Here is a 24,836-nt window from a genome sequence, read left to right on the forward strand (position 1 = left end):
GGATGGAGGGGCGCTGCGGCAACCTTCGCGACTTGAAACGCGTTCGGGAAACGTGCGAACGGAACCAACAGTTGATTATAAGGTCCCGCGCGCGAGTGTGGGGAGCACGATCGAAGGATGCCGATGACCGACTCCACCGTTGCCGCCCGGCGCGCTCGCACCCGTCCCGCCGGCGTGCCCGGCCCGCTCGCGATGTTTTTCCAGGGCTTTCTGAAGCATCCGGTGATGGTCGGCTCGATCATCCCGTCGTCGGACAAGCTGATCCGCAAGATGCTTGGCCCGGTCGACTGGAGCGCGTGCAAGGTCTTCGTCGAATATGGCCCCGGCGTCGGCACTTTCTGCCGCCCAATCCTGGAGCGGATGGCTCCCGACGCGACGCTGATCGCGATCGACACCAACCCGGACTTCATCAATTACCTCAATCACGTCATCACCGATTCGCGCTTCGTCGCGGTCAACGGCTCGGCCGCCGACGTCGAACAGATCGTCCGCGACCATGGCTTCGAACAGGCCGATTACGTGCTGTCGGGCCTCCCCTTCTCGACACTGCCGCCGGGCGTCGGCGACGCGATCGGCGCCGCCACCCACCGCGTGATCCGCGAAGGCGGCGCGTTCCTGGTCTATCAGTTCAGCCCCAAGGTCCGCGACTTCCTGACGCCGCACTTCAAGGACATCGACCACGACATGGAGTGGTGGAACGTGCCGCCGGCGCAGCTGTATTGGGCGTGGAAGGGCTGATCTAATCATCTAGTCTGTCATGCTGAACTCGGTTCAGCATCTCTTGGCGTCGGAACCTGCGGCCGGAGATCCTGAAACAAGTTCAGGATGACGAAGACGGGTAATGCCGGGGTCGGGCGCCTCACAGATCCGGCAACACCTGGTCCTTCACCCCCCAGCCGACCAGCGCCCGCGACGTCGCCCGCGCCAGCAGTTCGTCGCGATCGGTCACCCGCCATCGCGCCGCCGTCTCGATCTCGCGCAGCTCGCTCCACGACACCGGCACCGCGACCGGTGCCCCCGCACGGGCGCGCGCCGAATAGGGCATGATCGCGGTCGCGCCGCGCTGGTTGCGCAGGTAATCGATGAAGATCTTTCCCTTGCGCTTCGCCTTGGTCATCACCGCGACGTAGCGGTCGGGCTCCGCCGCCGCGACCGCGCGGGCGAAACGGTCGGCGAAGTCCTTGACCACGGGCCATTCGGCATCCGGCGTCAGCGGCACGACGACGTGGACGCCCTTGCCCCCGGACAGCATCGGAAAGCTCGTCAGCCCGATCTCCGCGAGCTGGCCGCTGATATGCTCCGCCGCCTTCTTCGTGTCGGCGAAATCGAGTCCCTCGTCGGGGTCGAGGTCGAACACCAGCCGGTCCGGCTTCTCCAGCGCGTCGATGCGGCTGCCCCAGCCGTGGAATTCGATCGTCCCCATCTGCACGCACGCGACCAGCCCGTCGGCATCGTCGACCCACAGGTACGGCTCGACCGATCCATCCTTTTCGGTGACGTCGACATGGTGGACATGGTCGCCGAAGCTGCCCGCATCATGCTTCTGGAAGAAGCAGCGCTTGGCGCGCCCCTGCGGACACCGCACCAGGCTGATCGGCCGCCGCGCCGTCCAGGGCAGCATCACCGGGGCCATCGCGGCGTAGTAGTCGGCAAGATCGCCCTTGGTCACCTGGCTGTCGGGGAACAGCAGCCGCTCGCGGCTCGACACCTTGATCGACACCGGCGGGGCCTCCGCGATCGGCTCGGGCGTCTCGACCACCACCTCGGCCGCGGGTTTGTCGCCACGCAGGCCCAGGAAGCTCGAATGGCGAAGCACGCCATCGGGCGTCACCTCGGCAAAGGCGATCTCGGCGACCAGCTTGGGGGTGACCCAATGGGCCCCGCGGACGGCGGCGCGCGGCGCATCGACCGTCGGCGTCTTGCGTTCGATCCGGTCGAGCTTGGCGCGCAACTCGGTCATCAGCGCCTGGTCGAAGCCGGTGCCGACCTTGCCCGCATAGCGCAGCGTGCCGCCGTCATGGACGCCGAGCAACAGCGACTTGAACCCGCGTTTCTTGTCGGACGCGGTCCAGCCGACGATGACGAACTCCTGCCGCCGCGTGCATTTGATCTTTAGCCAGCCGCGGCTCCGCCCCGATCGATAGGGCGCATCGCCGCGCTTCGAGACGACACCCTCCAGCCCTTCGCGGCACATCGCCGCGAACAGCTCCTCGCCCGATCCCAGCACATGCTCGGCAAACTGAAGCCGCCCATCGTCGCCGATGATCGCCCGCAGTCGTTCCTTGCGCTCGACGAGCGGCAGGCCGGCTAGGTCTTCGCCATCCTGTTCGAGCAGGTCGAAGGCGAAGCAGCTCATGTCACCGGCGCCGGCGATCGCGTCCTTCAGCGTCGAGAAATCGGGTCGCCCGTCCTTGAACGCGACGATCTCGCCGTCGATCAGTGCCGATCGCACCGGCAGCGCCGCCGCCGCCTCGGCGATCCGCGCGAATTTGTCGGTCCAGTCGAGCCCGCTTCGGGTGAAGACCTTCGCCGTGCCGCCCGCCACCGCGATCAGCGTGCGATAGCCGTCGTATTTGATCTCGTGGAGCCAGCCGGACCCCGTGGGGACGGCATCGACGAGGGTACACAGCTGCGGTTCGCGAAAGGGGGGTAGCTTCAATCCCCCCCCGGAGGGGGAGGGGGACCGCCGCGCGGAGCGCGGTGGTGGAGGGGTACTCGCCGCAACCGACCCACCGGCGGCGCCTACCCCTCCACCGGCTGCGCCGGTCCCCCTACCCCTCCGGGGGAGGATTTTTTTGACCTTCTTCCCCTCCGCGATCTCGGCCATCGTCCGCCCGGTGGCGACGCTGGTCAGCGCCTCCTCGGTCAGCGTGTCGGTGCCGCCGGCATGGACGTCGTCGATCTTGCGCAGCAGCCAGTTCTCGCGCTTTTCCTTGCCGCGCGGCTTCAACCGGATCAGCAGCCACTCCCCCTTCATCCGTGTCCCATCGAGCACGAAGTGGAGGTGGCCCTTGTCCAGATCGTGCGCGCTCTTGCCCGCGATCGGCGCCCAGGTACCGCGATCCCACAGCATCACCGTGCCGCCGCCATATTCGCCCGTGGGGATCGTCCCTTCGAACGTCGCATAGGACAGCGGGTGATCCTCGGTGCGCACCGCCAGCCGCTTCTCGTCGGGGTCCAGACTTGGGCCGCGGGTGACGGCCCAGCTCTTGAGCACGCCGTCGATCTCGAGCCGGAAGTCCCAATGCAGCCGGGTCGCGTCATGCTTCTGGACGATGAAGCCGTTACCATGACCGGGTTCGAGCGTACCGGCCGGCTCCGCGGTCCGCGTGAAGTCGCGCTTGGCGTTGTACGGGGCGAGGGGATCAGGCACGCTTACGTGTCGCCGGTTTGGCGGCAGTCTTGGCTGCGGGCTTCTTCGCCGCTGGCGTCTTCTTGGCAGGCGCCTTCGTCGCGGCGGCCTTTCCGCCCTTTTCCATCGACTTCTTCAACGCCGCCATCAGGTCGACGACGTTCGATCCGTTGCGCTGGCCGCCGCCATCGTCCTTGTCTTCGATGATCTTGCGGCCCTTCGCCTTGCGCTTCCGCTCGATCAGGTCCTTCAGGGCGTCGACGTAGCGGTCGTGGAACTCCTTGGGATCGAAGGTGCCCGATTTCTTTTCGATCAGCGCCTCGGCCAGGTCGAGCAGCTCGGGATCGGGCGCATCGTCGGGAATCTCGCGGAAATAGGTCTGCGCCCGGTTGACCTCGTCGGCATAGCGTAGCGTTTCCAGCACCATGCCCCGTCCGCACGCCTTCAGGCTGACGACATACTCACGGCCGCGCATCGCCAGCTGGCCAAGCCCGACCTTCTTCGTCCGCTTCAACGCCTCGCGCAGGACGATGAACGCCTCTTCGGCCAGGTCGTCGGCAGGGACGACGAAATAGGGCTTTTCGAAATACATCACGTCGATGTCGCGCGCGTCGACGAACTGGGTCAGCTCCAGCGTCTTCTTCGACTCGAGCTTGACCGCATCGATCTCATCCTGCTCGAGCAGGACGAATTCGCCCTTCTCGACCTCGTACCCCTTCATGATCTCGTCGCGGTCGACCGGCCCGACGCCGGTCACGACCTTCTCGTAATGGATCGGCTTGCCGCTCGGCTCGTGGATCTGCTTAAACGAGATCGACGCGCCCGATCGGGTCGCGGGATAGATCTCGACGGGGATCGACACCAGCGCCAGCCGGATCTGTCCCTGCCAATAGGCACGTGCCGCCATTGTCTCAGCCCCTCGTTACGAGGGCGATTCAATCCTTGGGCGCAGGAGTCGTTCCCCGGCGGGGACGCGGCGGTGCGGCGGGAATCTGACCTAACCGTGTAAGAAGTAACGGAATATCACCCGTGATGTAGGTGTCCGTCGGCGTTTCGACCCCATGGCGCAGCGTCTCTCCGACCAGCGCGATGCGCCGACGTTGCTCCTGCTTGCCACCCGTCATGACGACCCGATACCTTCATACGCGAACTGAACTGCCCCTATTTGGGGTAAACCGGCGGGCGGATGCAACGTTCCTGCGTTTCACCCGCCGTTCGTGCTGAGGAGGCGCTGAGCGCACGCGAAGCGCCGTCTCGAAGCGCGGCTGGCTGGGCATGCCCTTCGAGACGAGGCTTCGGCTGCGCTCAGCCTATATCAGGGCGAACGGTTGGGGGAACCGGAGCAGGTACGCGAGCGCCCACCTGTCCTATAACAACCGATCATGGCATGGCGCGTTGTGTCGGGAAACGCCTTCCTCCACGCACAGGAATTCCAAACGCATGGCCTCAACATTCTCAACATTCGCGAGGCGACGGGCGTCATGACCGACGATCCCTTCGCCCTGTTCGATGGCTGGTTCGCCGAAGCCAAGGCCAGCGAACCCAACGATCCCAACGCGATGGCGCTCGCCACCGCCGACTCGCGGGGGCGACCGTCGGTGCGGATGGTGCTCTTGAAAGGCTATGGGCCGCAGGGCTTCGTATTCTACACCAATCGCGAGGGGCGCAAGGCGGGCGAGCTGGCCACCAATCCCGAGGCCGCCTTGCTGTTCCACTGGAAGTCGCTGCGGCGCCAGGTCCGCATTGAGGGACCGGTCGAGATCGTGTCCGATGCCGAGTCGGACGCCTATTTCGCATCGCGCAGCCGCGATTCGCAGCTGGGCGCCTGGGCGTCCGATCAATCGCGCCCGCTCGATGCGCGTGAGACGTTCGCGGCGCGGTTCGAGGCGATGAAGGCACGATTCGAGGGCGGCGACGTGCCGCGCCCACCCTTCTGGGGCGGCTATCGCGTCATCCCGAGACAGATCGAGTTTTGGCAGGACCGCGCGCATCGCCTACATGAGCGCCGACTGTTCACCCGATCGGGCGACGGTTGGAACGAAGGCTTGCTCTACCCATGACCCAGGACGAACGCCGCAGGATCATTCCCCTCGCCATCCGCGCCGCATTGGCGAGCGTGGCGATGGCGTGCTTCCTGCTGGCCTTGAAGGGCTTTGCCGCGTGGCATACCGGCTCGGTGGCGATGCTGGGCTCGCTCGCCGATACCGGGCTCGACCTGCTCGCCAGCCTCGTGACGCTCTACGGCGTCCGCGTCGCCGCGACGCCGGCCGACCAGGACCATCGTTTCGGCCATGGCAAGGCGGAGGCGCTGGCGGCGCTGTTCCAGGTCGCGCTGATCACCGCGTCGGCGGCGGGCATCGCCTGGCGTGCGATCATGGCGCTGGGCAGCGAAACGAAAACGCAGGACGCCGATTTTGGCATCGTCGTGTCGGTGGTCGCGATCGCGGCGACCGTGGTGCTGCTCTGGTATCAGCGGCGGATCATCCGCGAGACGGGCTCGGTCGCGATCATGGCCGACAATGTGCATTACCAGTCGGACGTGCTGCTCAACGGCTCGGTGATCCTGGCGCTGGTCCTCGACCAGTTCGTCGGCTGGCACGGCGCCGATCCGGTCATGGGCATCGCCATCGCGCTGTGGCTCGCCTGGGGCGCCTTCCAGGCGTCGTCGAACGCGATCGACCAGTTGATGGACAAGGAATGGTCCGACGACCAGCGTGCCGCCTTCCTCGACGTCGCGGCACGCCAGGACGGGATTCGCGGCATCCACGACTTCCGCACCCGCCGCTCGGGCAGCCACGATTTCGCGCAATTCCATATGGAGGTCGACCGGAACCTGACGGTCAGCGCCGCGCACGAGATCGTCGAGCGCGTCGAAAAGAGCCTTCGCCAGACCTTTCCCAAGGTCGAGGTGCTGATCCACCTCGATCCCGAAGGCCATGTCGACACCGACAATCCCTTGGTCGAGGCCGACGTCACGCCGCACTGGTTCGGCAAGCGAGTAGGTCACTGATGCGTATTCCCTTCGCCCAGATCGACGCCTTCGCCGACGCGCCCTTCGCGGGAAACCCGGCGGCGGTGATGCCGCTCGGCCAATGGCTCGACGACGACGTTCTCCAGCGGATCGCGATGGAGAACAATCTCAGCGAGACGGCCTTTCTCGTGCCCTTCGCCGGGGACGAGGCCGACTTCGAGCTGCGCTGGTTCACGCCGGGGCGTGAAGTGCGGTTGTGCGGCCATGCGACGCTGGCGAGCGGCCATTTCGTGCTGTCGTCCGACGATGCCCGCGATTCGGTTCGATTCCTGACACGCCAGGCCGGCGTGCTGACGGTGACTCGTTCCGGCACCGGCTATGCGCTGGCACTGCCGGCGTGGAAGCCCGAGCCCAGGCCGCTCGACCAGGTGGTCGCGGCGCTGGGCGTCGACGGGGTGGTGGAGACGCTGTGGCGCGAGGGCGGCTATGGCGTCATCGTCCTCGACAGCGAGGAAGCGGTGCGCGCCGTCCAGCCCGACCTGCGCGCGCTTGCCGCGACGGGCGACCACCAGGCGATCGTGACGGCGCGGGGACGCAACACCGACGTCGTCAGCCGGATGTTCGCGCCGGGGGCGGGGGTCGACGAGGATCCCGTCACCGGCTCCGCCCATGCGGTGATCGCGCCCTATTGGGCCGAGAAGCTCGGCCGCGATCAGTTCACCGCCTTCCAGGCCAGCCGGCGCGGCGGCCGGCTCGGCGTGAAGGTGGAGGGCGACCGCGTGATCCTGTCGGGCGGCTGCGTGACGGTGATCGAGGGGACGTTCCTGCTGCCCTGAACCGTGCGTCGTTAGGCGGCGGCCAGCGCCGCCTCGGTTTCGGCGATCCAGCCGCCGCCGAGCACGTGGTCGCCGGCGTAGAGCACCGCCGCCTGCCCCGGCGACACGCCATATTCGGGCGCATCGAACACCAGCCGGTCGCCGAGGAGGCGCGCCGCCACCGGCTTCGCCATCGATCGCACCTTCGCGGTCAGCGGGCCGTCCATGGGCCCCAGCCGGTTTAGATCCTCGAGCCGCGCCGCGGCCACCGCGAGCGCGGCGCGCGGTCCGACGACGACGCGGCGCGCATCCGCCTCGACGCGGACGACGTAGAGCGGCTCGGCCTGGCCGCCGATCTCCAGCCCGCGGCGCTGGCCGACGGTGTAGTTGACGATGCCGCGATGCTCGCCGAGCTTGCGGCCGGCGAGGTCGACGATGTCGCCGCCCGTAGCCGCTTCCGGCCGCAGCTTGCGGACCAGACCGGCATAATCGCCATCGGGCACGAAGCAGATGTCCTGGCTGTCGGGCTTGGCCGCGACCGCAAGGCCCATCTCCGCCGCCAGCTCGCGGACCCGGGCCTTGGGCAAGCCGCCGAGCGGGAAGCGCAGGAAATCGAGCTGGTCGCGGGTCGTCGCGAACAGGAAATAGCTCTGGTCGCGCGCCGGATCGGCGCCGCGGTAGAGTGCGGAGCCGTCGGCCTCGACGACGCGGCGGACATAATGACCGGTCGCCAGGCAGTCCGCGCCGAGGTCGCGGGCCAGCTGGAACAGGTCGGTGAACTTCGGCCCCATATTGCACTGGACGCAGGGGATGGGCGTGCGCCCGGCCATATATTCGTCGGCGAAGTGATCGACGACGTCGCGGCGGAACGCGCTCTCGTGATCGAAGACATAATGGGCGATGCCCAGCCGGTCGCATACCGCGCGCGCGTCGCGGATGTCGCGCCCGGCGCAGCACGCCCCTGTCCGCCCGGTCGCCTCGCCGTGGTCGTAGAGCTGAAGGGTGACGCCGATCGTCTCCGCCCCGCTGGCCTGCGCGAGCGCCGCCACGACCGAGCTGTCGACGCCGCCCGACATGGCGACGACGATGCGCCGGCGACCGGGCTGATCCAGCTGAAAATCGACCGCATCCATGGCCGCAGCCCATAGGCGAAGGTGGCGAAAGGCGCAAAGCGGCGGCGCGTTAGGGAAGGTCAATGATCTGTTTCCACCGGCTTTACCGCGAATTCACGACATGGCGGCTAGAGCGGAAGGGTGATGACCGCAAAGAGATCAAGGCCTTGAACCTCAACCACTCTCCCTTCGATCGCCGACAGCCGCTTTCGCGATTGCCGCGCGACGTCGCGGCACTCGCCACGGGTGGGCTCGAGATCGAGAAGAAGAGCGCGCCGGTCGAGTCCCCGCCGGCGACCGATGGTTCGTCGGGTGCCTTCAACGGCACAATGGCGGCCGCGCTAGTGCGGTGGAAAGACGAGTGAAGGCAATGTTTACCGCGGCGTTTCAGCCGATCTTCAAGACCCTGGTCTACTCAAATCGGGTCGAGTTTGGAGAAGGGGCCCCGGCCCCGATCGAGGGTTAGTATGATCGAGAACCAGAAAATCCGTCCTGCCAAGGTCATCGGCCCGCTCGGGGAATCGCTGACGCTGGATTCGCTGCCGCCGCCGTCGACGACGCGCTGGGTCGTGCGCCGCAAGGCGGAGGTGGTCGCCGCGGTCAACGGCGGGCTGCTGTCGGTCGACGACGTCTGCAATCGCTACGGCCTGTCGGTCGAGGAGTTCGCCGGCTGGCAGCGCGCGGTCGATCGCTCGGGCATGCCGGGCCTGCGCGTCACCCGGATCCAGCACTACAAGTCGCTCTACGAACGCCAGCAGAAATACTGACCGGGGGGGCGGGGCGCGCAAAAACCGAAACGCCAACGGAACAACATATGCCCCTTGCGAGTCTTTCTCCGGCAGCCCGCGTATCGGGTAAAACGGAGGGACTTATGGGACTTATCCTTTGGCTCATCGTCGGTGGCGTCATCGGCTGGCTGGCGAGCATCATCATGCGCACTGATGCGCAGCAGGGCATCTTCCTGAACATCGTCGTCGGCATCGTCGGCGCGTTCATCGGTGGCCTGGTGATGAGCGGCGGTTCGATCAACAACGCCCCGCTGACCGTGACGTCGTTCCTGGTGTCGCTGCTTGGTGCAGTCGTTCTGCTGGGGATCGTCAACCTCGTGCGGCGCGGCAGCGTCCGCTAAGCACGACAGACAGTCACTACGGCGAAAGGGGCCGCCCGGCACGACCGGGCGGCCCTTTTTGCGTTACTGAAGCAGGAATCGCACCGCGAGCGTGACGGTGATATCCTTCTCACCCGGCTGGATCGCGGTGCGCGCATCCGCCGCCATGGCGCGGGCATAGAGGACCGGCGGATTGGGGCCGCCGGCATCTTGACCGGTTTCATTGATCGACACGATCCGCGCGACGCGCAGCCCCGCCGCTCTGGCGTACAGATCGGCGCGCGCCCGTGCCCGCTTCAGCGCATCGCCGCGTGCTTCGTCGAGCGCGGCGTCCGGCTCGGCGACCGACAGGCTCGGGCCGTCGATCTGGTTCGCCCCCTGTGCTACCAGCGCGTCGAGGATCGGCCCCGCCTTGGCGACGTCGCGGAACTTCACCGCGACGCTGTTGGTCGCCTGATAGCCGGTGATCGCTGGCGGCTGACCATCGGTGTAGCGATATTGCGGGCTGAGCGAGACGTCGGCGGTGGCGATGTCGCGCGGGGCGATGCCGGCGCGTTTCAGCGCGGCGAGGACGCGCGCCATCCGCGCGGCGTTGTCGCTCAAGGCCGCGCCCGCGCTCGTGCCCTGACTGACGACTCCGGCGCGTATCGTCGCCAGATCGGCGGGACGCGTCGCCTTCCCCTCCGCCGAGATGTCGAGGACGGTGCTGGCGGCAGGGATCAACGGCTCGACCGTCGTCGGGGCCGTCTGTTGTGCGGCGACGGCGGACGGCACGGCGATCGCGGCGGCCACGCCGATGAAGGCACTCAACTTCACGCTTTATTCTCCCTTGGTCGGTGGGCGGTGGCGTCGCTTGTGGGCGGGTGCGAATCAACCCCCGATGAACACGCATTACCTTGCGATTTGGCCGGTTGTGGCGCATGTCGCTGCCGCGCTCGCCCGGGGGCAATGAGGGGCTTGAGTGGGGTGCCTTATTTGGATAATACAGCGGATCGAGCCGTGAGCAGGGGTGGGACTGGACGCGCATGAACTACGACCGGGGAACGATCGGACACGAGGAGCGGCTGGCGCTTCCCGGTGACGTGGCGGAGCCGCGGCGCAAGCGCGCGCTGGTGATCGGCATCGTCGCCGTCATCGCACTGGCGGCGATCGCCTGGTTCGTGTTCGGCAACAAGAAGGTCGAGGGCGGCAAGCCCGTCGCTCAGCTGCCCAACGTCACCGTCACGGTGCCCGGCCGCAAGACGATCGATCGCGAGGTCACGGCGACCGGGACGCTCGCCGCCAAGCGCGAGATGCCGGTCGGAGTCGCGGGCGAAGGCGGGATGATCACCCGCGTCCTGGTCGAGCCGGGCCAGTGGGTCCAGGCGGGGCAGGTGCTCGCGACCGTCGATCGTTCGGTGCAGACGCAGACCGCGCAGTCGCTGGCGGCACAGGTCGCGGTGGCGCAGTCGGACCAGTCGATCGCACAGGCCGAGCTCGACCGCGCGCAGGCGCTGGTCGATCGCGGCTTCATCTCGAAGGCGGACCTGCAGCGCCGCACCGCGACGCGCGATGCCGCCGCGGCGCGCGTGAAGGTGGCACAGGCGACGCTGCGCGAGGCGCGGGCCCGCAACGGCCGGCTCGACATCCGTGCGCCCGCCGCGGGCCTGATCCTGACCCGCCAGGCGGAGCCGGGGCAGATCGTCAGCGCTGGATCGGGCGTGCTGTTCCGGATGGCACAGGGCGGCCAGATGGAGCTGCGCGCGCTGGTGAGCGAGGCCGACCTCGCCGGCATCCATCCGGGTGCGCGCGCCACGGTGACGCCGGTCGGTTCCGACCGCACGTTCGAGGGCGCCGTGTGGCAGGTGTCGCCAGTCATCGACCCGCAGACCCGCCAGGGCACGGTGCGCGTCCAGCTCGCCTATGATCCGGCGCTGCGGCCGGGCGGTTTCGCCGCGGCGACGCTGGTCGGCGGCAGCGCGTCGGCGCCGCTGCTTCCCGACTCCGCATTGCAGAGCGATGGGCAGGGCAGTTACGTGTATATCGTCGGTTCCGACGACAAGGTGGCGCGTCGCAACGTCAAGGTCAGCCAGGTGGTCGACGGCGGCGTGGTGATCGGCTCCGGCCTCAACGGCACCGAACGAGTCGTCCGGTCGGCGGGCGGCTTCCTGGCACCGGGCCAGAAGGTGAAGCCGGTCGTCGCAAGGAGCTGATCGATGAGCTTCCGCAATATCTCCGCCTGGGCGATCCGAAACCCGGTTCCGCCGATCGTACTGTTCATCGCGCTGACGCTGGCGGGTATCGTCAGCTTCTCGCGGATGAGCGTCAACAACGATCCCGACATCGACTTTCCGATCGTCTGGATCGAGATCTCGCAGCCCGGCGCCGCGCCGACCGAGCTCGAGAACCAGGTGACGCAGAAGGTGGAGGCCGCGGTCCGCAGCGTCCAGGGCATCGACGAGATCAACTCGACGGTGACGGAGGGGATGTCGCAGACGCTGGTCCAGCTGTCGATCGGCACCAACATCGATCGCGCGGTCGAGGACGTGCGCAGCGCCGTCCAGCGCGTGCGCAGCGACCTGCCCGACGGCATCCTGGAGCCGCAGGTCGGCCGCGCCGATTCGACCGATAACGATCTCGCCAGCTATTCCGCCGTCGCGCAGAACATGACGCCCGAGCAGCTGAGCTGGTACATCGACAACACGGTGTCGAAGGAGCTGCTGGGCGTTCCCGGGCTCGCCAAGGTCAACCGCAACGGCGGTGTCAGCCGCGAAATTCGCGTCATACTCGATCCGCTGAAGCTCCAGAGCCAGGGCCTCACCGCGAGCCAGGTCAATCAGCAGCTGCGCCAGGTGAACCTCAACGCCGCGGGAGGCCGCGCCGAAATCGGCGGGACGGAGCAGGCTGTGCGCGTGCTCGGCAATGCCAAGAACGCCTATGAGCTGGGCCAGACCCAGATCGCGGTGGGCGGCGGTCGTACCGTCCGGCTGCAGGACATCGCCGAGGTGCGCGACCTCTACGCCGAACAGCGCAGCCGCGCCGCGGTCGACGGGCGCGCGGCGATCAGCTTCGACTTCCAGCGCGCCAAGGGTGCGTCGGACATCGACGTGTTCAAGGGCGCGCAGGCGAAGCTGGCCGCACTCGAGAAGCGCAATCCCGACGTGAAGTTCGTGCTGCGCTTCGATTCGACCAAATATACCGAAGAGAATTACGAGAGCGCGATTCACGCGATGGTCGAGGGCGCGGTCCTTGCCGTGCTCGTCGTCTTCCTGTTCCTGCGCGACTGGCGCGCGACCGCGATCTCGGCGCTGGCGATCCCGCTGTCGGCGATCCCGACCTTCTGGTTCATGGAGCTGCTCGGCTTCTCGCTCAACCAGATGACGCTGCTCGGCCTCAGCCTCGTCGCGGGCGTGCTGGTCGATGACGCGATCGTCGAGATCGAGAATATCGTCCGCCACATGCGCATGGGCAAGACCGCCTATCAGGCCTCGATCGACGCCGCCGACGAGATCGGTCTTGCCGTGCTGGCGACGACGATGTCGATCGTCGCGGTGTTCATGCCGGTCAGCGTGATGCCGGGCATTTCGGGCCAGTATTTCAAGAATTTCGGCCTGACGGTCGTCGCCTCGGTGCTGATGAGCCTAGCGGTCGCGCGTCTCATCACGCCGATGATCGCGGCCTATTTCCTCAAAGCGCAGGGCACCGCCACCCATGGCGAGGGCCGGGCGATGGACGCTTACATGAGCGTGCTGCGCTGGTCTCTGCGCACGGGCAAGCGCGAGGGCGACGAGCAGCGCGGGATGCTTTCCCGCCTGCGCGGACGGTTCCGCGATCACCGCATCTGGGTGTTCGGCATCGCGATCCTGACCTTCGTCGCGACGATCCTGATGTTCGGTGCGCTGCCGATGCAGTTCCAGCCGCCGCGTGATTCCGATTCGTCGACCGCGACGATCGAGATGACGCCGGGCACGACGCTCGACCAGACCGATGCGGTGGTGACCAAGGTCGCCGACTTCCTGCGCCGCCAGCCCGAGGTGTCGTCGGTCTATGCGCGCGTCGGTGGCGGCGGCGGCGTCAATCGCGGCAGCGTGACCGCGCAGCTGCGCGACGACCGCACCGTCAAGAGCACCGAGTTCGAACGCAAGCTGGCGCCTCAGCTTGCCGCCATCCCCGACGCGCGCGTCGGTTTCCGATCGCAGTTCGGTTGGGGGTCGAGCGGGCGCGACATGACGGTGACGCTGGGCGGCGACGATCCGGCGTTGCTCGACCGTACGGCGCAGAAGATCGTCGCCGAGATGGCGGCGCTGCCGACGCTGGTTGCGCCGCGGGTGCAGGGCAATCTGAATCGGCCCGAGATCGTGATCCGGCCGCGGCTGGATCTCGCCGCCAACCTGGGGGTGACGACGTCGGCGCTGTCGAGTGCGATCCGAATCGCGACGCTGGGCGACATCGATCAGAATTCGGCGCGCTTCTCGCTGTCGGATCGCCAGGTGCCGATCCGCGTCGCGCTCGACCAGTCGTCGCGGACCAGCCTCTCGACGATCCAGAACATGCCGGTGTCGACGATGAGCGGCGGTTCGGTGCCGCTGGGCGTCGTCGCCGACATCGGGCTCGGCGCCGGGCCGACCAAGATCGACCGCGTCAACCAGCAACGCCAGCTGACGGTCGGCGCCGACCTGGCACCGGGCGTGCTGGCGGGCGTCGCGCAGCAGCAGATCGACAAGCTGCCGACGCTGCAGAACCTGCCGATCGGCGTCAACCGGCTGACGCTGGGCCAGTCGAAGTGGCAGGCGGAGATGATGAAGAACTTCATCGTCGCCGTCATCGCCGGTACGCTGCTGGTCTTTGCGGTACTGGTACTGCTGTATCGCCGGGCGCTGCCGCCGTTCGTCAACATGGGCTCGCTGGGTCTGGCGCCGCTCGGCGGCCTCATCGCGCTGTGGATCGCCGGGCAGCCGATCTCGCTGCCGGTGTTCATCGGTCTGCTGATGCTGCTGGGCATCGTCGCCAAGAATTCGATCCTGCTGATCGACTTCGCGCTGGAAGAGATGATCAAGGGCGTCGACACGCGCACCGCGATCATCGATGCCGGTCACAAGCGCGCGCAGCCGATCGTCATGACGACGGTGGCGATGGTCGCGGGCATGATCCCGACCGCGCTGTCGATCGGCGGCGACAGCTCGTTCCGTGCGCCGATGGGCATCACCGTGATCGGCGGCCTGACGCTGTCGACAGTCCTGACGTTGCTGATCGTGCCCGCTGTCTTCAGCCTGGCCGTGGGCGTCGAGCGTTGGGCGGGGCCGCGGCTTGGCCGGCGTCTGCTCACCTATCGCCCCGGCGACGACGGCAGCGAGGTAATCGGCATCGCTGGTCCGAGCGGGCCGCGGCTGGCGCCGGTCAACGGCCAGATCGGCTATCGGGACGACGACGGTACGCAACCGGCGGAATGACGACTTGAACAATCCCCGGTTTCGGGGATTGTTTCGGGTATGATGCCGATCGCCAGCGCGCGCCGGGCCCGGGAGGCCCCTCCGCCTGCGCTTCGACGGATGCGTCTGGTCGCGACCGGGCTGCTGGTGTTCATGGCGGCGGTGTTCCTCGCCAGCCGCCAGCTGGCGCCGATCCACCCCGGCTGGGGCTTCGTCCAGGCGTTCAGCGAGGCGGCGATGGTCGGCGGCCTTGCCGACTGGTTCGCGGTCACCGCGCTGTTCCGCCATCCGCTCGGCGTGCCGATCCCGCACACCGCGATCGTGCCGCGCAACAAGGATCGGATCGGCGATACGCTGGCGCAGTTCCTGCGCGACAATTTCCTGATCCCCGTCGTGATCGCACGGCGGATGCGGCGACTGGACGTGGCGGCGGCGATCGTCCGCTGGCTGACCGATCCGCCGACCGCCGCGGGCGGTCGATTCCGCCAGGGCGCCTCGAAGCTGGTCGCGCAGGTGCTCGAAGGACTCGACCCCGCGCGCCTCGGCGGCATGGTGAAGTCCGGGCTCGCCAACTGGTTGCGGCGAATCGAGCTGTCGCCGATCACCGGCCAGCTGCTGAAGGCAGCGATCGCCGAGGGCCGCCACCGGCCGCTGATCGAGGGCGCGATCGCCTGGGCGGGCCGCGCGCTCGCCAGCAACGACGAGCTGATCCGTGCGATGGTGCATGAGCGGGCGGGCTCGATCCTGCGCTGGACCGGGCTCGACGAGACGGTCGCAAACAAGCTGATCGACGGCCTCGACCGGCTGCTCGCCGACATGGTCGAGGATGCCGAGCATCCGCTGCGGATCAAGCTGGACGAAGGGCTCGATCGCCTCGCCTGGGACCTGCAATATGACCCCGAAACGCGCGCGCGGATCGAGGGGCTGAAGGCGGAGCTGGTCGCCAATCCGGCGATGCAGCGCTGGATGGACGGATTGTGGGAACAGGCACGCGGTCGCCTGCTCTCGATCGCGCGCGATCCCGAGGCGGCGATGGCGGGGCAGATCGGCGACATGCTGCGCCAGATCGGCGATACGCTGCGTGGCGATGTGCGACTCGCGCGCTCGATCAACCGCTTCGTCCGGCGGACCGCGGTCGGGACCGCGGCGGCCTATGGCGACGGCATCGTCCGGCTCGTGTCCGAGACGGTGCGCGGCTGGGACGCGGGGACGATCACCAGCCGGCTGGAGAATGCGGTCGGTCGCGATCTCCAGTATATCCGCGTCAACGGGACCTTGGTCGGCGGGCTCGTCGGGCTGGCGATCCACAGCATCGACGTGCTGTTGTGATGCGGTTCGTCGCCGTTGCGTATCGCCTTGCCGCGCGCGCACATTTCGCCCAAGGGTTGCGGCGATGAGCGGTCAGCCCGACTTCACCGAGCGCGACGGGACGGTACGCTTCACCGGCGAGTTGCTGCTCGCCCGGATCGGCGACCTGCCGCGCCGCCTCGACGGCGTGAGCAGCGGCGTATCGACGGTCGACCTGAGCGGCGTCCGCCGGATCGACAGCGTCGGGGCGTGGATCGTCCACCGCTTCGCCGCCGAGCGTGGTGCCCGCGTCGAGGGGTTGGGCCGCGAGAATCAGCAGCTGTTCGATCAGGTCGCCAACGCCGCGGCCCCCATCCATCCGCGCGCCGGACCATCGTCGAGCGTCATGCGCGTGCTCGGCGAGATCGGTACCGCGATCGTCGCGACGGGCCGGACGCTGGTCGGCCTGCTCGGCTTCCTCGGTGCAACCGCGATCGCCTTTGCCGGCGTCGTCCGCCATCCGCGCCGCTTCCGCTTCAACGCCGTGGTCCAGCAGTTCGAGGTCGTCGGCGTCTCCGCGCTCGGCATCGTCGGGCTGATGAGCTTCCTGATCGGCCTCGTCATCGCGCAGCAGGGCGCGGTGCAGCTGCGCCAGTTCGGCGCCGAGGTATTCACCATCAACCTCGTCGGGCGGCTGACGCTGCGCGAGATGGGCGTGCTGATGACCGCGATCATGGTCGCCGGGCGATCTGGCTCTGCCTTCGCCGCGCAGATCGGTACGCAGAAGCTGACCGAAGAGATCGACGCGATGCGCACGATCGGCGTATCGCCGATGGAGGCGCTGGTGGTGCCGCGGACGATGTCGGCGATCATCCTGATGCCGCTGCTCGGCTTCTATTCGTCGCTGATCGCGCTGATCGGTGGCGGCCTGCTGTGCTGGATCACGCTCGGCATTCCGCCGGTCACCTTCGTCCAGCGCATCCGCGAAGTCGTGCCGATCACCGATCTCTACGTCGGCCTCATCAAGGCGCCGGTATTCGGCGCAATCATCGCGATTGCGGGCTGTTTCCAGGGCATGCAGGTCGAGGCGAATGCCGAGCAGGTCGGGCTGCGCACGACGGCGGCGGTGGTCCAGGCGATCTTCCTCGTCATCGTGCTCGACGCCTTCTTCGCGGTATTCTTCACCTGGCTGGGATGGGACTGATGGCACAGCCGCAGGGTCCCGCCGGTGACGAGGTCATCATCGACGTCAGGGGGCTGAAGAACAGCTTCGGCGATCAGGTCGTTCACGAGAACCTCGACCTTCAGGTTCGCCGTGGCGAGATCCTGGGCGTCGTCGGGGGGTCTGGCACCGGCAAGTCGGTGCTGATGCGCTCGATCATCGGCCTTCAGGTGCCGGTGGCCGGCGAGATCACCGTGTTCGGTGAACCGACGATCGACGCCGATCCGAACGAGGCGACCGACGTGCGTAAGCGCTGGGGCGTGCTGTTCCAAGGCGGCGCGCTATTCTCGACGCTGACCGTCGCCGAGAACGTGCAGGTGCCGTTGCGCGAATTCTATCCCAACCTCGACCAGGCGCTGCTTGACGAGATCGCCTCGTACAAGGTGGTGATGACCGGCCTGCCCGCGGAAGCTGGACCGAAGTTTCCGGCCGAACTGTCGGGCGGCATGAAGAAGCGCGCTGGCTTGGCCCGCGCGCTGGCGCTGGACCCGGAATTGTTGTTCCTCGACGAGCCGACCGCTGGGCTCGATCCGATCGGTGCAGCGGCGTTCGACGAGCTGACCCGATCGCTGCAGAAGACGCTGGGGCTGACGGTGTTCCTGATCACCCACGACCTCGATACGCTCTACGCGATCTGCGATCGGGTCGCGGTACTGGCCGACAAGAAGGTCGTGGCGGTCGGTACGATCGACGAGCTGCTCAAGCTGGACCAGCCGTGGATCCAGGAATATTTCAACGGCCCGCGGGGCCGAGCGGCCCAGGCGGGCAAGGGCGACATCCAGTCCGAACGCCGCGTCGACCTAGTCGAGGCACAGGCGATCGGCGGAACGGACGACGACAATCGGCGGCGGCCCGCAACGCAAGCAGAGGCAGACTGATGGAAACCCGGTCCAACCACGTCCTCGTCGGCGCCGTCGTGCTGATCCTGCTCGCCGTGCTGGCGATCTTCACCGTGTGGATCGCCCGGCTGGGCGGGACCGCGTCGAAGGAATACGACATCTTCTTCAAACAGTCGGTCGACGGCCTAGCCAAGGGCTCGGCGGTCACCTTCTCCGGCGTACCGTCGGGTCAGGTGAAGGACATCGCGCTGTGGCGTAACGACCCGCAGTTCGTGCGGGTGCGAATCAGCGTCAACGACGACACGCCGGTGCTTCAGGGGACGACGGCGACGATTTCGGGCGTCGGCTTCACCGGCGTCAGCCAGGTGTCGCTCGACGGTGCGCGCAAGGGGGCGCCGTCGATCACCTGCCCCGACCAGCCGTCGCCGAACGATTGCCCCTATGGCGTTCCCGTCATTCCGACCAAGCAGGGTGGCCTCGGCGCGATCCTGAATTCGGCGCCGCAGCTGCTCGAGCGGCTGTCGACGCTGACGGAGCGGCTGACTGGCCTGTTGTCGGATCGCAACCAGGCGTCGATCGCCGGTATTCTCGAGAATACCAATCGCCTGTCCGATGCGCTCGCCGATCGCGGGCCGGAGATTGCCGCGACGCTCGCCCAGACGCGGATTGCGATCCAGCAGGCGGGCGATGCCGCGCAGCAGATCGGTCAGCTGGCCCAGACGACCAACGGCGTCCTCGCCGACGACGTCAAGCCGGCGATGCAGAATTTGAACAAGGCGATCGCCTCGGCGCAGCAGTCCGCCGATACGCTCAACGCCGCGATCCAGGATGCGCGACCCGGCCTCCAGGCGTTTTCGAAGCAGACTATCCCCGAGGTCGGCCAGCTCGTCCGCGATCTGCGCGTGATGTCGCAGTCGCTGTCGTCGGTCGCCGAAAAGGTCGACCAGCAGGGTGCCGGTTCGCTGATCGGCCAGCAGAAACTCCCCGACTACAAGGGCAAGTGACATGAAGCCACTCAACGCAACGCTCGTCCTTGTCCTGGCCGCCGCCATGCCGCTGGCCGGCTGCGTCAGCTTCGGCGCGAAGCCGCCGCCCTCGCTGCTCACGCTGTCGTCGACCGCCGAGGTGCCCGTCGGCCAGCAGCAGAGCAGCGCCAGCGCCAAGACGGTGACGATCGCCGTCCCGGCAGTGCCGCAGTCCCTCGCGACGACGCGCGTGCCGGTGCAGGCGACGCCGACGACGATCGCCTATGTCAAGGACGCCGCCTGGGCTGAGGTGCCCGCGCGCCTGTTCGCGCGGCTGCTGGCGGACACGGTGACCGCGCGGACCGGGCGTGTCGTGCTGTCGCAGGCGCAGTCGATCGCCGATCCCGGTGCGCGGCTCGGCGGTGAGTTGCGCCAGTTCGGCCTCGACGCCGGCGCGCGCCAGGCGGTGGTGATCTATGACGCGTCGCTGATGCGCGCCGATTCGCAAAACGTCGAGAAGCGCCGCTTCGAGGCGCGCGTGCCGGTCGCTGCGATCGATGCCGATGCGGCCGGCACCGGCCTCAGCCAGGCGGCCAACCAGGTCGCGGGGCAGGTCGCCGACTGGGTCGGTCGCTAGGGTTCGTACTCGATCAGAACAGGGTCGGAACGGAGCGGAAATGGCGGTCGGGCTAGGAGCGAGGAGGGAGCGATGCCGAAGCATTGTGACCGACGCCGCGACGCCGCCAGCGGCCCTCGCCGGGCGATCACCATCCCAGTTCTGATCGAGTACGAACCCTAAGCTTGCAACGGCGCCCCGATTAGGGCGCCTTGCGAACCGCGGGCAGCACGTCGCACACCGCCGCGCCGCCCAGCGACACCGTCGGCGCTTCCGGGTTCTCACGCCGGCGCACGGCGGCGGCGAAGCGCGGATTGTCGGCGGCGCGATACTGATAGTGGGGCCGCTCGGTCGCGGGCATGTCGCTCGCGAGCCGCACCGTCACGATCGGCAGCCGCTCGCCCTCGGTCGCATAGACGCCCAACGGCGCGTCGGACCGCGGCAGGCCCGAGAAATATTGCATGCCCTCAACGATCCGCCCGACGACGGTGTAGTTGCGATCGAGCCGCCGCGCCGACTGGCCGATCGGCGTAAACAGCTCCGCCCCGCTGCCCGTCGACGGCAGCGCGTCACGCGCGACCCCGACCATGCCATAGCAGTGCGTCAGCCACGCCGCCTTGCCGTCGGTCGCGACCGGCCAGCCCTCGGCGGTGATGCCCGAGGCGGTGGAATAGGGATCGGCGCGCGTCATCCGCACCGCGGGGGCGAAGGCGGGAATGTCGAACTCCGCGGCAGGGCGATCGGTGACGCCGGCCGGCAACGGCTTCTTCTCGGTCGCGTCGCCCCATTGTGCGACCCAGTTTTCCTGGACGCGATAGACGCTGGCGCCGTCCCACCACCGCGTCTTCGCCAGCGTGCGGATGTTGGCGACATGCTGCGGCGCGAGCGCTGCGGCGAGACGGACGACGACGCGCTTGCCGTTGCCGAGCGTGATGACGAGCAACTCGTCGTCGGGGATCGCTCGCCAGTCGGCATCGATCGGATCGGCGGGCGAAGGCGCCGGCGTGGCCTGGACGGCGGCGGCGAAGAGGGTGGCGAGCGCGAGCGAGATCATCGCGCGCGAACCTGCCTCACTCGCCGCCGCCGCGCAACGCTTGCCCCGCACGCCCCGACGCGCTACGCGGCCCCTCCTGTCCAGGACCTATGCGGAGCGGTGGCCGAGTGGTCGAAGGCGCTCGCCTGGAAAGTGAGTATACGGCAAAACCGTATCGAGGGTTCGAATCCCTCCCGCTCCGCCATTCAGTCCCACAAGTTTCAGCTTCAGCCTTAACTCCAACGAGCGGCGTGGGCAAAGCTCGCGGACTTCGGCCATTCTCGGTCGCTCGTAGAGTAGAGTGCCGTACTTGGGAGGGCGAACTGAGAGCGGCCCGATGCCGACTTTCGTGTATTTTTCTCCGCCGCCAGTCGGGGCAGTACGGAATGCCGCTGCGCAGCCGGCCGCCTGCTTTTACAGGGCTAATACAGTGCAGATCATGTGCGTTGCTGGCTTAGCCGGCATCCCGCGACGGAGCAGTTCCGTCGCCGCAAGCGGATAGCACGCCTTTTTCGCGATCGCGATCAAGGCAGGTTTTCCCATGGAACAAAATCGTTGCAGGGTCAAAAGGCTGCGTCTTGAAGCTCAGCGTTGGCCAACATATCTGCGGCTTACGCTAGAACCAATGAGGTAGTGTATGGGTGAAGGGATAACGAGGCAGACGGCCTCGTAAGCATAGCCAGCTTGAAATCGCCGCGTATTTGCGGCGCCCACTGGCCTCCCTCACCCACATGGTCGCTTTTACTTTTCTTTAAGATTGCGACCACTCACATCGGAATATCATTATGACCGATACTCTGTCGCAGGCGGGGTCGGAGCAGCTTGACCTGCTTTCCGGCTTGCCGCTCGCTGTCCGTCATCTGCCGCCCGCCTCGCTCGCTGCCCTAGGTCGTAAGGCGCGGATCCACTCGAAGGAGCAGCTGCGCCTGATCGGCGAGAGCATCAAGACCTTCGGTTTCTCCGTGCCTATTGTCGTCGATGAGACTGAAAAAGTGCTGGCCGGCAATGCCCGCATCGAAGCCGCCATCAACCTTGGCCTGCCCACCGTTCCCGTCGTAACGCTCTCTCACCTCGATGATGCGCAGAAACGGGCTTTCGTGCTCGCCGAGAATAAGCTCGCAAGCCTCGCCGGCTTCGACAGGAAGATCCTCGCGCTCGAGTTCGCTGAACTGGTAGAGCTAGATCTTACCTTTGACATCGAGGTCACCGGCTTCTCGGCGCCGGAAGTTGATGCGCTCATGTTCCACGAAGATGGTGACGAACGTCATGCTGAGGTGAGTGCGCCCGGCTCCGACGCCACTAGCCGTGTGGGCGATCTCTGGCTGCTCGGTGAGCATCGGCTGCTGTGCGGCGATGCGACTCATCCCGAGACGCTAAAGGTGCTGATGGACGGCAACGAAGCACGCGTGGTGTTCTCGGATCCGCCATTTAACGTGAAGATAAAGGGCCATGTCACTGGCTCGTCGCACCACGGCGAGTTCGTCTCCGCCTCGGGAGAGATGACCGACGGTCAATTCACCGAGTTCCTAACCGCCAGTTTTGCTCGGATGCATGAGGCCCTACGGCCGGGAGGGCTCGCCTACATCTGCATGGACTTTCGTCACATGCGCAACGTGCTCGATGCGGCGGAAGCCAATGAGTTCGAGCTGCTAAATCTCATCGTCTGGTCGAAGCAAGCGGGCATGGGCGGCTTCTACCGGTCGGCACATGAACTGATCTTCCTGCTCGCCAAGCCCGGTGCGGCGCATTGCAACCGCGTCCAGCTCGGCAAGCACGGCCGCAACCGGAGCAACGTCTGGCAGTATCCTGGCGTGAATGGCTTCGGGCCTGAAAAGCAGCGCGACCGTGAGATGCATCCGACCGTCAAACCGTTAGCGCTGGTCAGCGATGCGATCCTCGACTGCACGGCGCGCGGCGACCTGGTGCTCGATCTATTCTCCGGCAGTGGCACGACGATCGTGGCAGCCGAGAAGACGGGGCGTTGCGGCGCCGCGATGGATCTCGACCCGCGCTATGTCGATACCACGATCAATCGATGGCAGGACTTCTCGGGCAAGGAGGCGCGCCTGGCTACAACCGGTCAGACCTGGCGAGAGGTGAGGGCGGAACGAACCGCTGGTGCACTGACTACGGACGCTCAGGCATTTCCACCGCCGCGTGTTCGCACGCGTCGTGCAGCGTGAGGAGGGTGGCATGTCAGACTCCTCTGAAGGCAATGCCGACGGTAGCAATCAGCCGTCGGGTGCCGACGACTATCGTGCAGCGCGGGGGCAACCCCCGCGCGCCTATCGCTTCACCAAAGGAACCTCGGGCAATCCTGCGGGGCGCCCGAAAGGGTCGAAGAACTTCGCCACGCTGATCAAGCGTGAGTTGGACCGGACGGTGAACGCCACGGTCGGTGGTCGCCAGACGAAGGTCGCGAAGCGCGAGGCTATTGTCATGCGGCTGGTCGATAACGCGATGAAGGGCGATCACAGATCGATCGAGGCGGTTCTTAAATATGGCGACGAGGCGGCCTCGAAGACGACGCTGCCACCGATGGACACCGATCCAGCGCGCGAGCGTGAAATAATGGAGGAGTATCTGCGCCGGCAAGGCGGGGGGAGCGGGACCCATGGATAGGCCGCTCGACATACCATCCGCACTGAACCAGGTATGCCGCACCGACTTCCAGGCGTTCGTGGAACGGGTTTTTGCGACCCTCGACCCCGGTGAGACGCTGGAGCGCGGTACATATCTACCCGTTTTGTGCGATCATCTTGCCCGCGTCGAGCGCGGCGAGATCAAACGGCTGCTCGTCACCATCCCGCCACGTCATCTGAAATCGGTGACGGCATCCATCGCGCTGCCGGCATGGGTGCTGGGGCGGGACCCGACGAAACGCATCCTCACGGTGAGTTACGCCAGCGACCTCACCGCGGATCATTCGCGCAATTTCCTGAAGGTTGTCCGCTCGGGCTGGTATGCTCACGTCTTTCCCGACACGGCGCTCAACGTCGAGCGCAACACGGTGCGGGAATACCGGACACGGCAGAACGGCTTCCGGCTCGGCAGTTCGCTGGGCGGGACGCTGACCGGCCTCGGCGGCGACCTCATCATCATCGACGACCTGATGAAGGCGGCGGATGCTCGTTCGCCGGTTGCGCGCGAGCGCGCTCGGCACTTTTACGGTAATACCTTGGTCAGCCGTCTCAATAACAAGGCGGCGGGCTCGATCATCGCGGTTCAGCAGCGCCTCCACGAAGAGGACATCGCCGCCTATCTTCAGGGCCTTGGCTTTGACCATCTCAATCTGCCCGCGATCGCCGAGGAGCGGCAGGAGTTTCGACTGTCGAGCGGACAGGTGTTCGTTCGCCAGCCCGGTGACCTGTTGAAGCCGCGAAGCGAACCGCGCGAGATTCTCGACGAGATCCGCGTGGGCATGGGTGGTCCGGATTTCGAAGCGCAATACCAGCAGAACCCGACGCCGCCGGATAGTGCACTGATCGAGTGGAATCGCATTCAGACCTATGAGGAAGCGCCGCCGCGCGACCGCATCCTCCATGTGGTCCAATCATGGGATACTGCGCTCAGCGACGGCCCGAAGTCGGACTATTCGGTATGCACGACCTGGGGCTTCCACAACGACAGTTGGCTGCTCCTCGAGGTCAAGCAGGTCCGTAAGCTCTATGCCGACCTCCTCGCGCTCGTGCGAAGCGAGCGTAAGCGATGGCAGACCGACACGATTCTGGTGGAAAATGCCGGCGTCGGCATTGCGCTTCTCGCCGATCTTGCCCGAGACCTTCGATGCACGAGCGAGCCCGACCATCATGCGCCGTCCTGCGCGAGGCAGGCGATCACTCCCAAGATGAGCAAGGAGGATCGTCTGACCGTCAGTGTCGAACGGCTCTACAGTGGCAAGATCCGTTTCCCGCAATCGGCGCCATGGCTGGCATCGTTGAAGCGCGAGATGACGGGCTTTCCGTACCTCGCGCACGATGACCAGGTGGATAGCGTCACGCAATTTGCGCATTGGGTGATGAACCGCAACGCCCGCGCTGCGGTGCTGGCGAAGGGCAGCCGCCGTCCCGACCCCGCTCGGCGACGATGATATGGGGCGACGGAAAAA

The 24,836-nt window shown here is 66.9% G+C and carries 22 protein-coding genes and 1 tRNA gene; 18 read left to right on the forward strand and 5 right to left on the reverse strand.

Annotated features, from left to right (window positions below):
• Positions 1 to 123: 123 nt before the first annotated feature.
• Positions 124 to 738: a class I SAM-dependent methyltransferase gene (locus GGQ80_RS02985; protein WP_183982344.1), complete on the forward strand. Its 615-nt coding sequence runs from the start codon at positions 124 to 126 to the stop codon at positions 736 to 738.
• A gap of 121 nt (positions 739 to 859) precedes the next feature.
• On the opposite strand, the gene ligD is transcribed toward GGQ80_RS02985, so the two are convergent.
• Positions 860 to 3,373, reverse strand: a complete 2,514-nt coding sequence (gene ligD, locus GGQ80_RS02990) for a DNA ligase D (protein ID WP_183982346.1) — start codon at positions 3,371 to 3,373, stop codon at positions 860 to 862.
• On the reverse strand, positions 3,366 to 4,259 hold the full coding sequence (gene ku, locus GGQ80_RS02995; RefSeq protein WP_183982347.1) for a non-homologous end joining protein Ku: 894 nt from the start codon (positions 4,257 to 4,259) through the stop codon (positions 3,366 to 3,368). The genes ligD and ku overlap by 8 nt, the downstream gene beginning before the upstream one ends.
• Before the next feature lie 574 nt (positions 4,260 to 4,833).
• On the opposite strand from ku, the gene pdxH reads away from it, so the two are divergent.
• Genes pdxH through GGQ80_RS03010 form a run of 3 tightly spaced genes read left to right on the forward strand, consistent with a single transcriptional unit; the run spans position 4,834 to position 7,159 of the window.
• Positions 4,834 to 5,412, forward strand: a complete 579-nt coding sequence (gene pdxH, locus GGQ80_RS03000) for a pyridoxamine 5'-phosphate oxidase (protein ID WP_183982468.1) — start codon at positions 4,834 to 4,836, stop codon at positions 5,410 to 5,412.
• Positions 5,409 to 6,362 carry a cation diffusion facilitator family transporter gene (locus GGQ80_RS03005; protein ID WP_183982349.1) on the forward strand — a complete coding sequence of 318 codons (954 nt, stop codon included), beginning with the start codon at positions 5,409 to 5,411 and terminating at the stop codon, positions 6,360 to 6,362. The genes pdxH and GGQ80_RS03005 overlap by 4 nt, the downstream gene beginning before the upstream one ends.
• Entirely contained in the window at positions 6,362 to 7,159 is a 798-nt protein-coding gene (locus GGQ80_RS03010) for a PhzF family phenazine biosynthesis protein (protein ID WP_183982351.1), read from the forward strand. The genes GGQ80_RS03005 and GGQ80_RS03010 overlap by 1 nt, the downstream gene beginning before the upstream one ends.
• Positions 7,160 to 7,170: 11 nt before the next feature.
• Here the strand turns inward: GGQ80_RS03010 and mnmA are convergent, their stop codons facing one another.
• Positions 7,171 to 8,271, reverse strand: a complete 1,101-nt coding sequence (gene mnmA, locus GGQ80_RS03015; protein WP_183982353.1) for a tRNA 2-thiouridine(34) synthase MnmA — start codon at positions 8,269 to 8,271, stop codon at positions 7,171 to 7,173.
• A 146-nt stretch (positions 8,272 to 8,417) separates the two neighbouring features.
• On the opposite strand from mnmA, the gene GGQ80_RS03020 reads away from it, so the two are divergent.
• The 3 genes from GGQ80_RS03020 (at position 8,418) to GGQ80_RS03030 (ending at position 9,379) form a co-directional block, all read left to right on the forward strand.
• Positions 8,418 to 8,615 (forward strand): hypothetical protein, encoded by a 198-nt coding sequence (locus GGQ80_RS03020; protein ID WP_183982355.1) that lies wholly within the window; start codon positions 8,418 to 8,420, stop codon positions 8,613 to 8,615.
• Between the two features lie 102 nt (positions 8,616 to 8,717).
• Positions 8,718 to 9,017: a CtrA inhibitor SciP gene (gene sciP / locus GGQ80_RS03025; protein ID WP_183982357.1), complete on the forward strand. Its 300-nt coding sequence runs from the start codon at positions 8,718 to 8,720 to the stop codon at positions 9,015 to 9,017.
• A gap of 104 nt (positions 9,018 to 9,121) precedes the next feature.
• The gene (locus GGQ80_RS03030) at positions 9,122 to 9,379 is read left to right on the forward strand and encodes a GlsB/YeaQ/YmgE family stress response membrane protein (protein WP_183982359.1); all 258 of its coding nucleotides are present in this window, start codon (positions 9,122 to 9,124) and stop codon (positions 9,377 to 9,379) included.
• 63 nt (positions 9,380 to 9,442) lie between these two features.
• Here the strand turns inward: GGQ80_RS03030 and GGQ80_RS03035 are convergent, their stop codons facing one another.
• Positions 9,443 to 10,174, reverse strand: a complete 732-nt coding sequence (locus tag GGQ80_RS03035) for an SIMPL domain-containing protein (protein ID WP_183982361.1) — start codon at positions 10,172 to 10,174, stop codon at positions 9,443 to 9,445.
• Positions 10,175 to 10,383: 209 nt separating this feature from the next.
• On the opposite strand from GGQ80_RS03035, the gene GGQ80_RS03040 reads away from it, so the two are divergent.
• The 7 genes from GGQ80_RS03040 (at position 10,384) to GGQ80_RS03070 (ending at position 19,716) form a co-directional block, all read left to right on the forward strand.
• A complete protein-coding gene (locus GGQ80_RS03040; protein ID WP_183982363.1) occupies positions 10,384 to 11,550 on the forward strand; it encodes an efflux RND transporter periplasmic adaptor subunit in 1,167 nt (388 codons plus the stop codon).
• A gap of 3 nt (positions 11,551 to 11,553) precedes the next feature.
• Positions 11,554 to 14,787 (forward strand): efflux RND transporter permease subunit, encoded by a 3,234-nt coding sequence (locus GGQ80_RS03045; protein WP_183982365.1) that lies wholly within the window; start codon positions 11,554 to 11,556, stop codon positions 14,785 to 14,787.
• Between the two features lie 42 nt (positions 14,788 to 14,829).
• A complete protein-coding gene (locus GGQ80_RS03050; RefSeq protein WP_221364130.1) occupies positions 14,830 to 16,095 on the forward strand; it encodes a DUF445 domain-containing protein in 1,266 nt (421 codons plus the stop codon).
• 64 nt (positions 16,096 to 16,159) lie between these two features.
• Positions 16,160 to 17,257, forward strand: a complete 1,098-nt coding sequence (locus tag GGQ80_RS03055) for an ABC transporter permease (RefSeq protein ID WP_183982367.1) — start codon at positions 16,160 to 16,162, stop codon at positions 17,255 to 17,257.
• Positions 17,257 to 18,153 carry an ABC transporter ATP-binding protein gene (locus GGQ80_RS03060; protein WP_183982369.1) on the forward strand — a complete coding sequence of 299 codons (897 nt, stop codon included), beginning with the start codon at positions 17,257 to 17,259 and terminating at the stop codon, positions 18,151 to 18,153. The genes GGQ80_RS03055 and GGQ80_RS03060 overlap by 1 nt, the downstream gene beginning before the upstream one ends.
• On the forward strand, positions 18,153 to 19,118 hold the full coding sequence (locus GGQ80_RS03065; protein ID WP_183982371.1) for an MlaD family protein: 966 nt from the start codon (positions 18,153 to 18,155) through the stop codon (positions 19,116 to 19,118). The genes GGQ80_RS03060 and GGQ80_RS03065 overlap by 1 nt, the downstream gene beginning before the upstream one ends.
• Position 19,119: 1 nt before the next feature.
• A complete protein-coding gene (locus GGQ80_RS03070; protein ID WP_183982373.1) occupies positions 19,120 to 19,716 on the forward strand; it encodes an ABC-type transport auxiliary lipoprotein family protein in 597 nt (198 codons plus the stop codon).
• A 181-nt stretch (positions 19,717 to 19,897) separates the two neighbouring features.
• On the opposite strand, the gene GGQ80_RS03075 is transcribed toward GGQ80_RS03070, so the two are convergent.
• Positions 19,898 to 20,749, reverse strand: a complete 852-nt coding sequence (locus tag GGQ80_RS03075) for a peptidylprolyl isomerase (RefSeq protein ID WP_183982470.1) — start codon at positions 20,747 to 20,749, stop codon at positions 19,898 to 19,900.
• A 93-nt stretch (positions 20,750 to 20,842) separates the two neighbouring features.
• Between GGQ80_RS03075 and GGQ80_RS03080 the strand changes: the two genes are divergently transcribed.
• The 4 genes from GGQ80_RS03080 (at position 20,843) to GGQ80_RS03095 (ending at position 24,818) form a co-directional block, all read left to right on the forward strand.
• A tRNA-Ser gene (locus GGQ80_RS03080) sits at positions 20,843 to 20,933 on the forward strand.
• A gap of 580 nt (positions 20,934 to 21,513) precedes the next feature.
• On the forward strand, positions 21,514 to 22,911 hold the full coding sequence (locus GGQ80_RS03085) for a site-specific DNA-methyltransferase (protein ID WP_183982375.1): 1,398 nt from the start codon (positions 21,514 to 21,516) through the stop codon (positions 22,909 to 22,911).
• The gene (locus tag GGQ80_RS03090) at positions 22,886 to 23,350 is read left to right on the forward strand and encodes a DUF5681 domain-containing protein (protein ID WP_183982377.1); all 465 of its coding nucleotides are present in this window, start codon (positions 22,886 to 22,888) and stop codon (positions 23,348 to 23,350) included. The genes GGQ80_RS03085 and GGQ80_RS03090 overlap by 26 nt, the downstream gene beginning before the upstream one ends.
• Positions 23,343 to 24,818 (forward strand): hypothetical protein, encoded by a 1,476-nt coding sequence (locus GGQ80_RS03095; protein WP_183982379.1) that lies wholly within the window; start codon positions 23,343 to 23,345, stop codon positions 24,816 to 24,818. The genes GGQ80_RS03090 and GGQ80_RS03095 overlap by 8 nt, the downstream gene beginning before the upstream one ends.
• The last annotated feature ends 18 nt before the right edge of the window (positions 24,819 to 24,836 follow it).

Origin of the sequence: Sphingomonas jinjuensis (genome assembly GCF_014197105.1) — a bacterium.
GTDB lineage: Bacteria > Pseudomonadota > Alphaproteobacteria > Sphingomonadales > Sphingomonadaceae > Sphingomonas > Sphingomonas jinjuensis.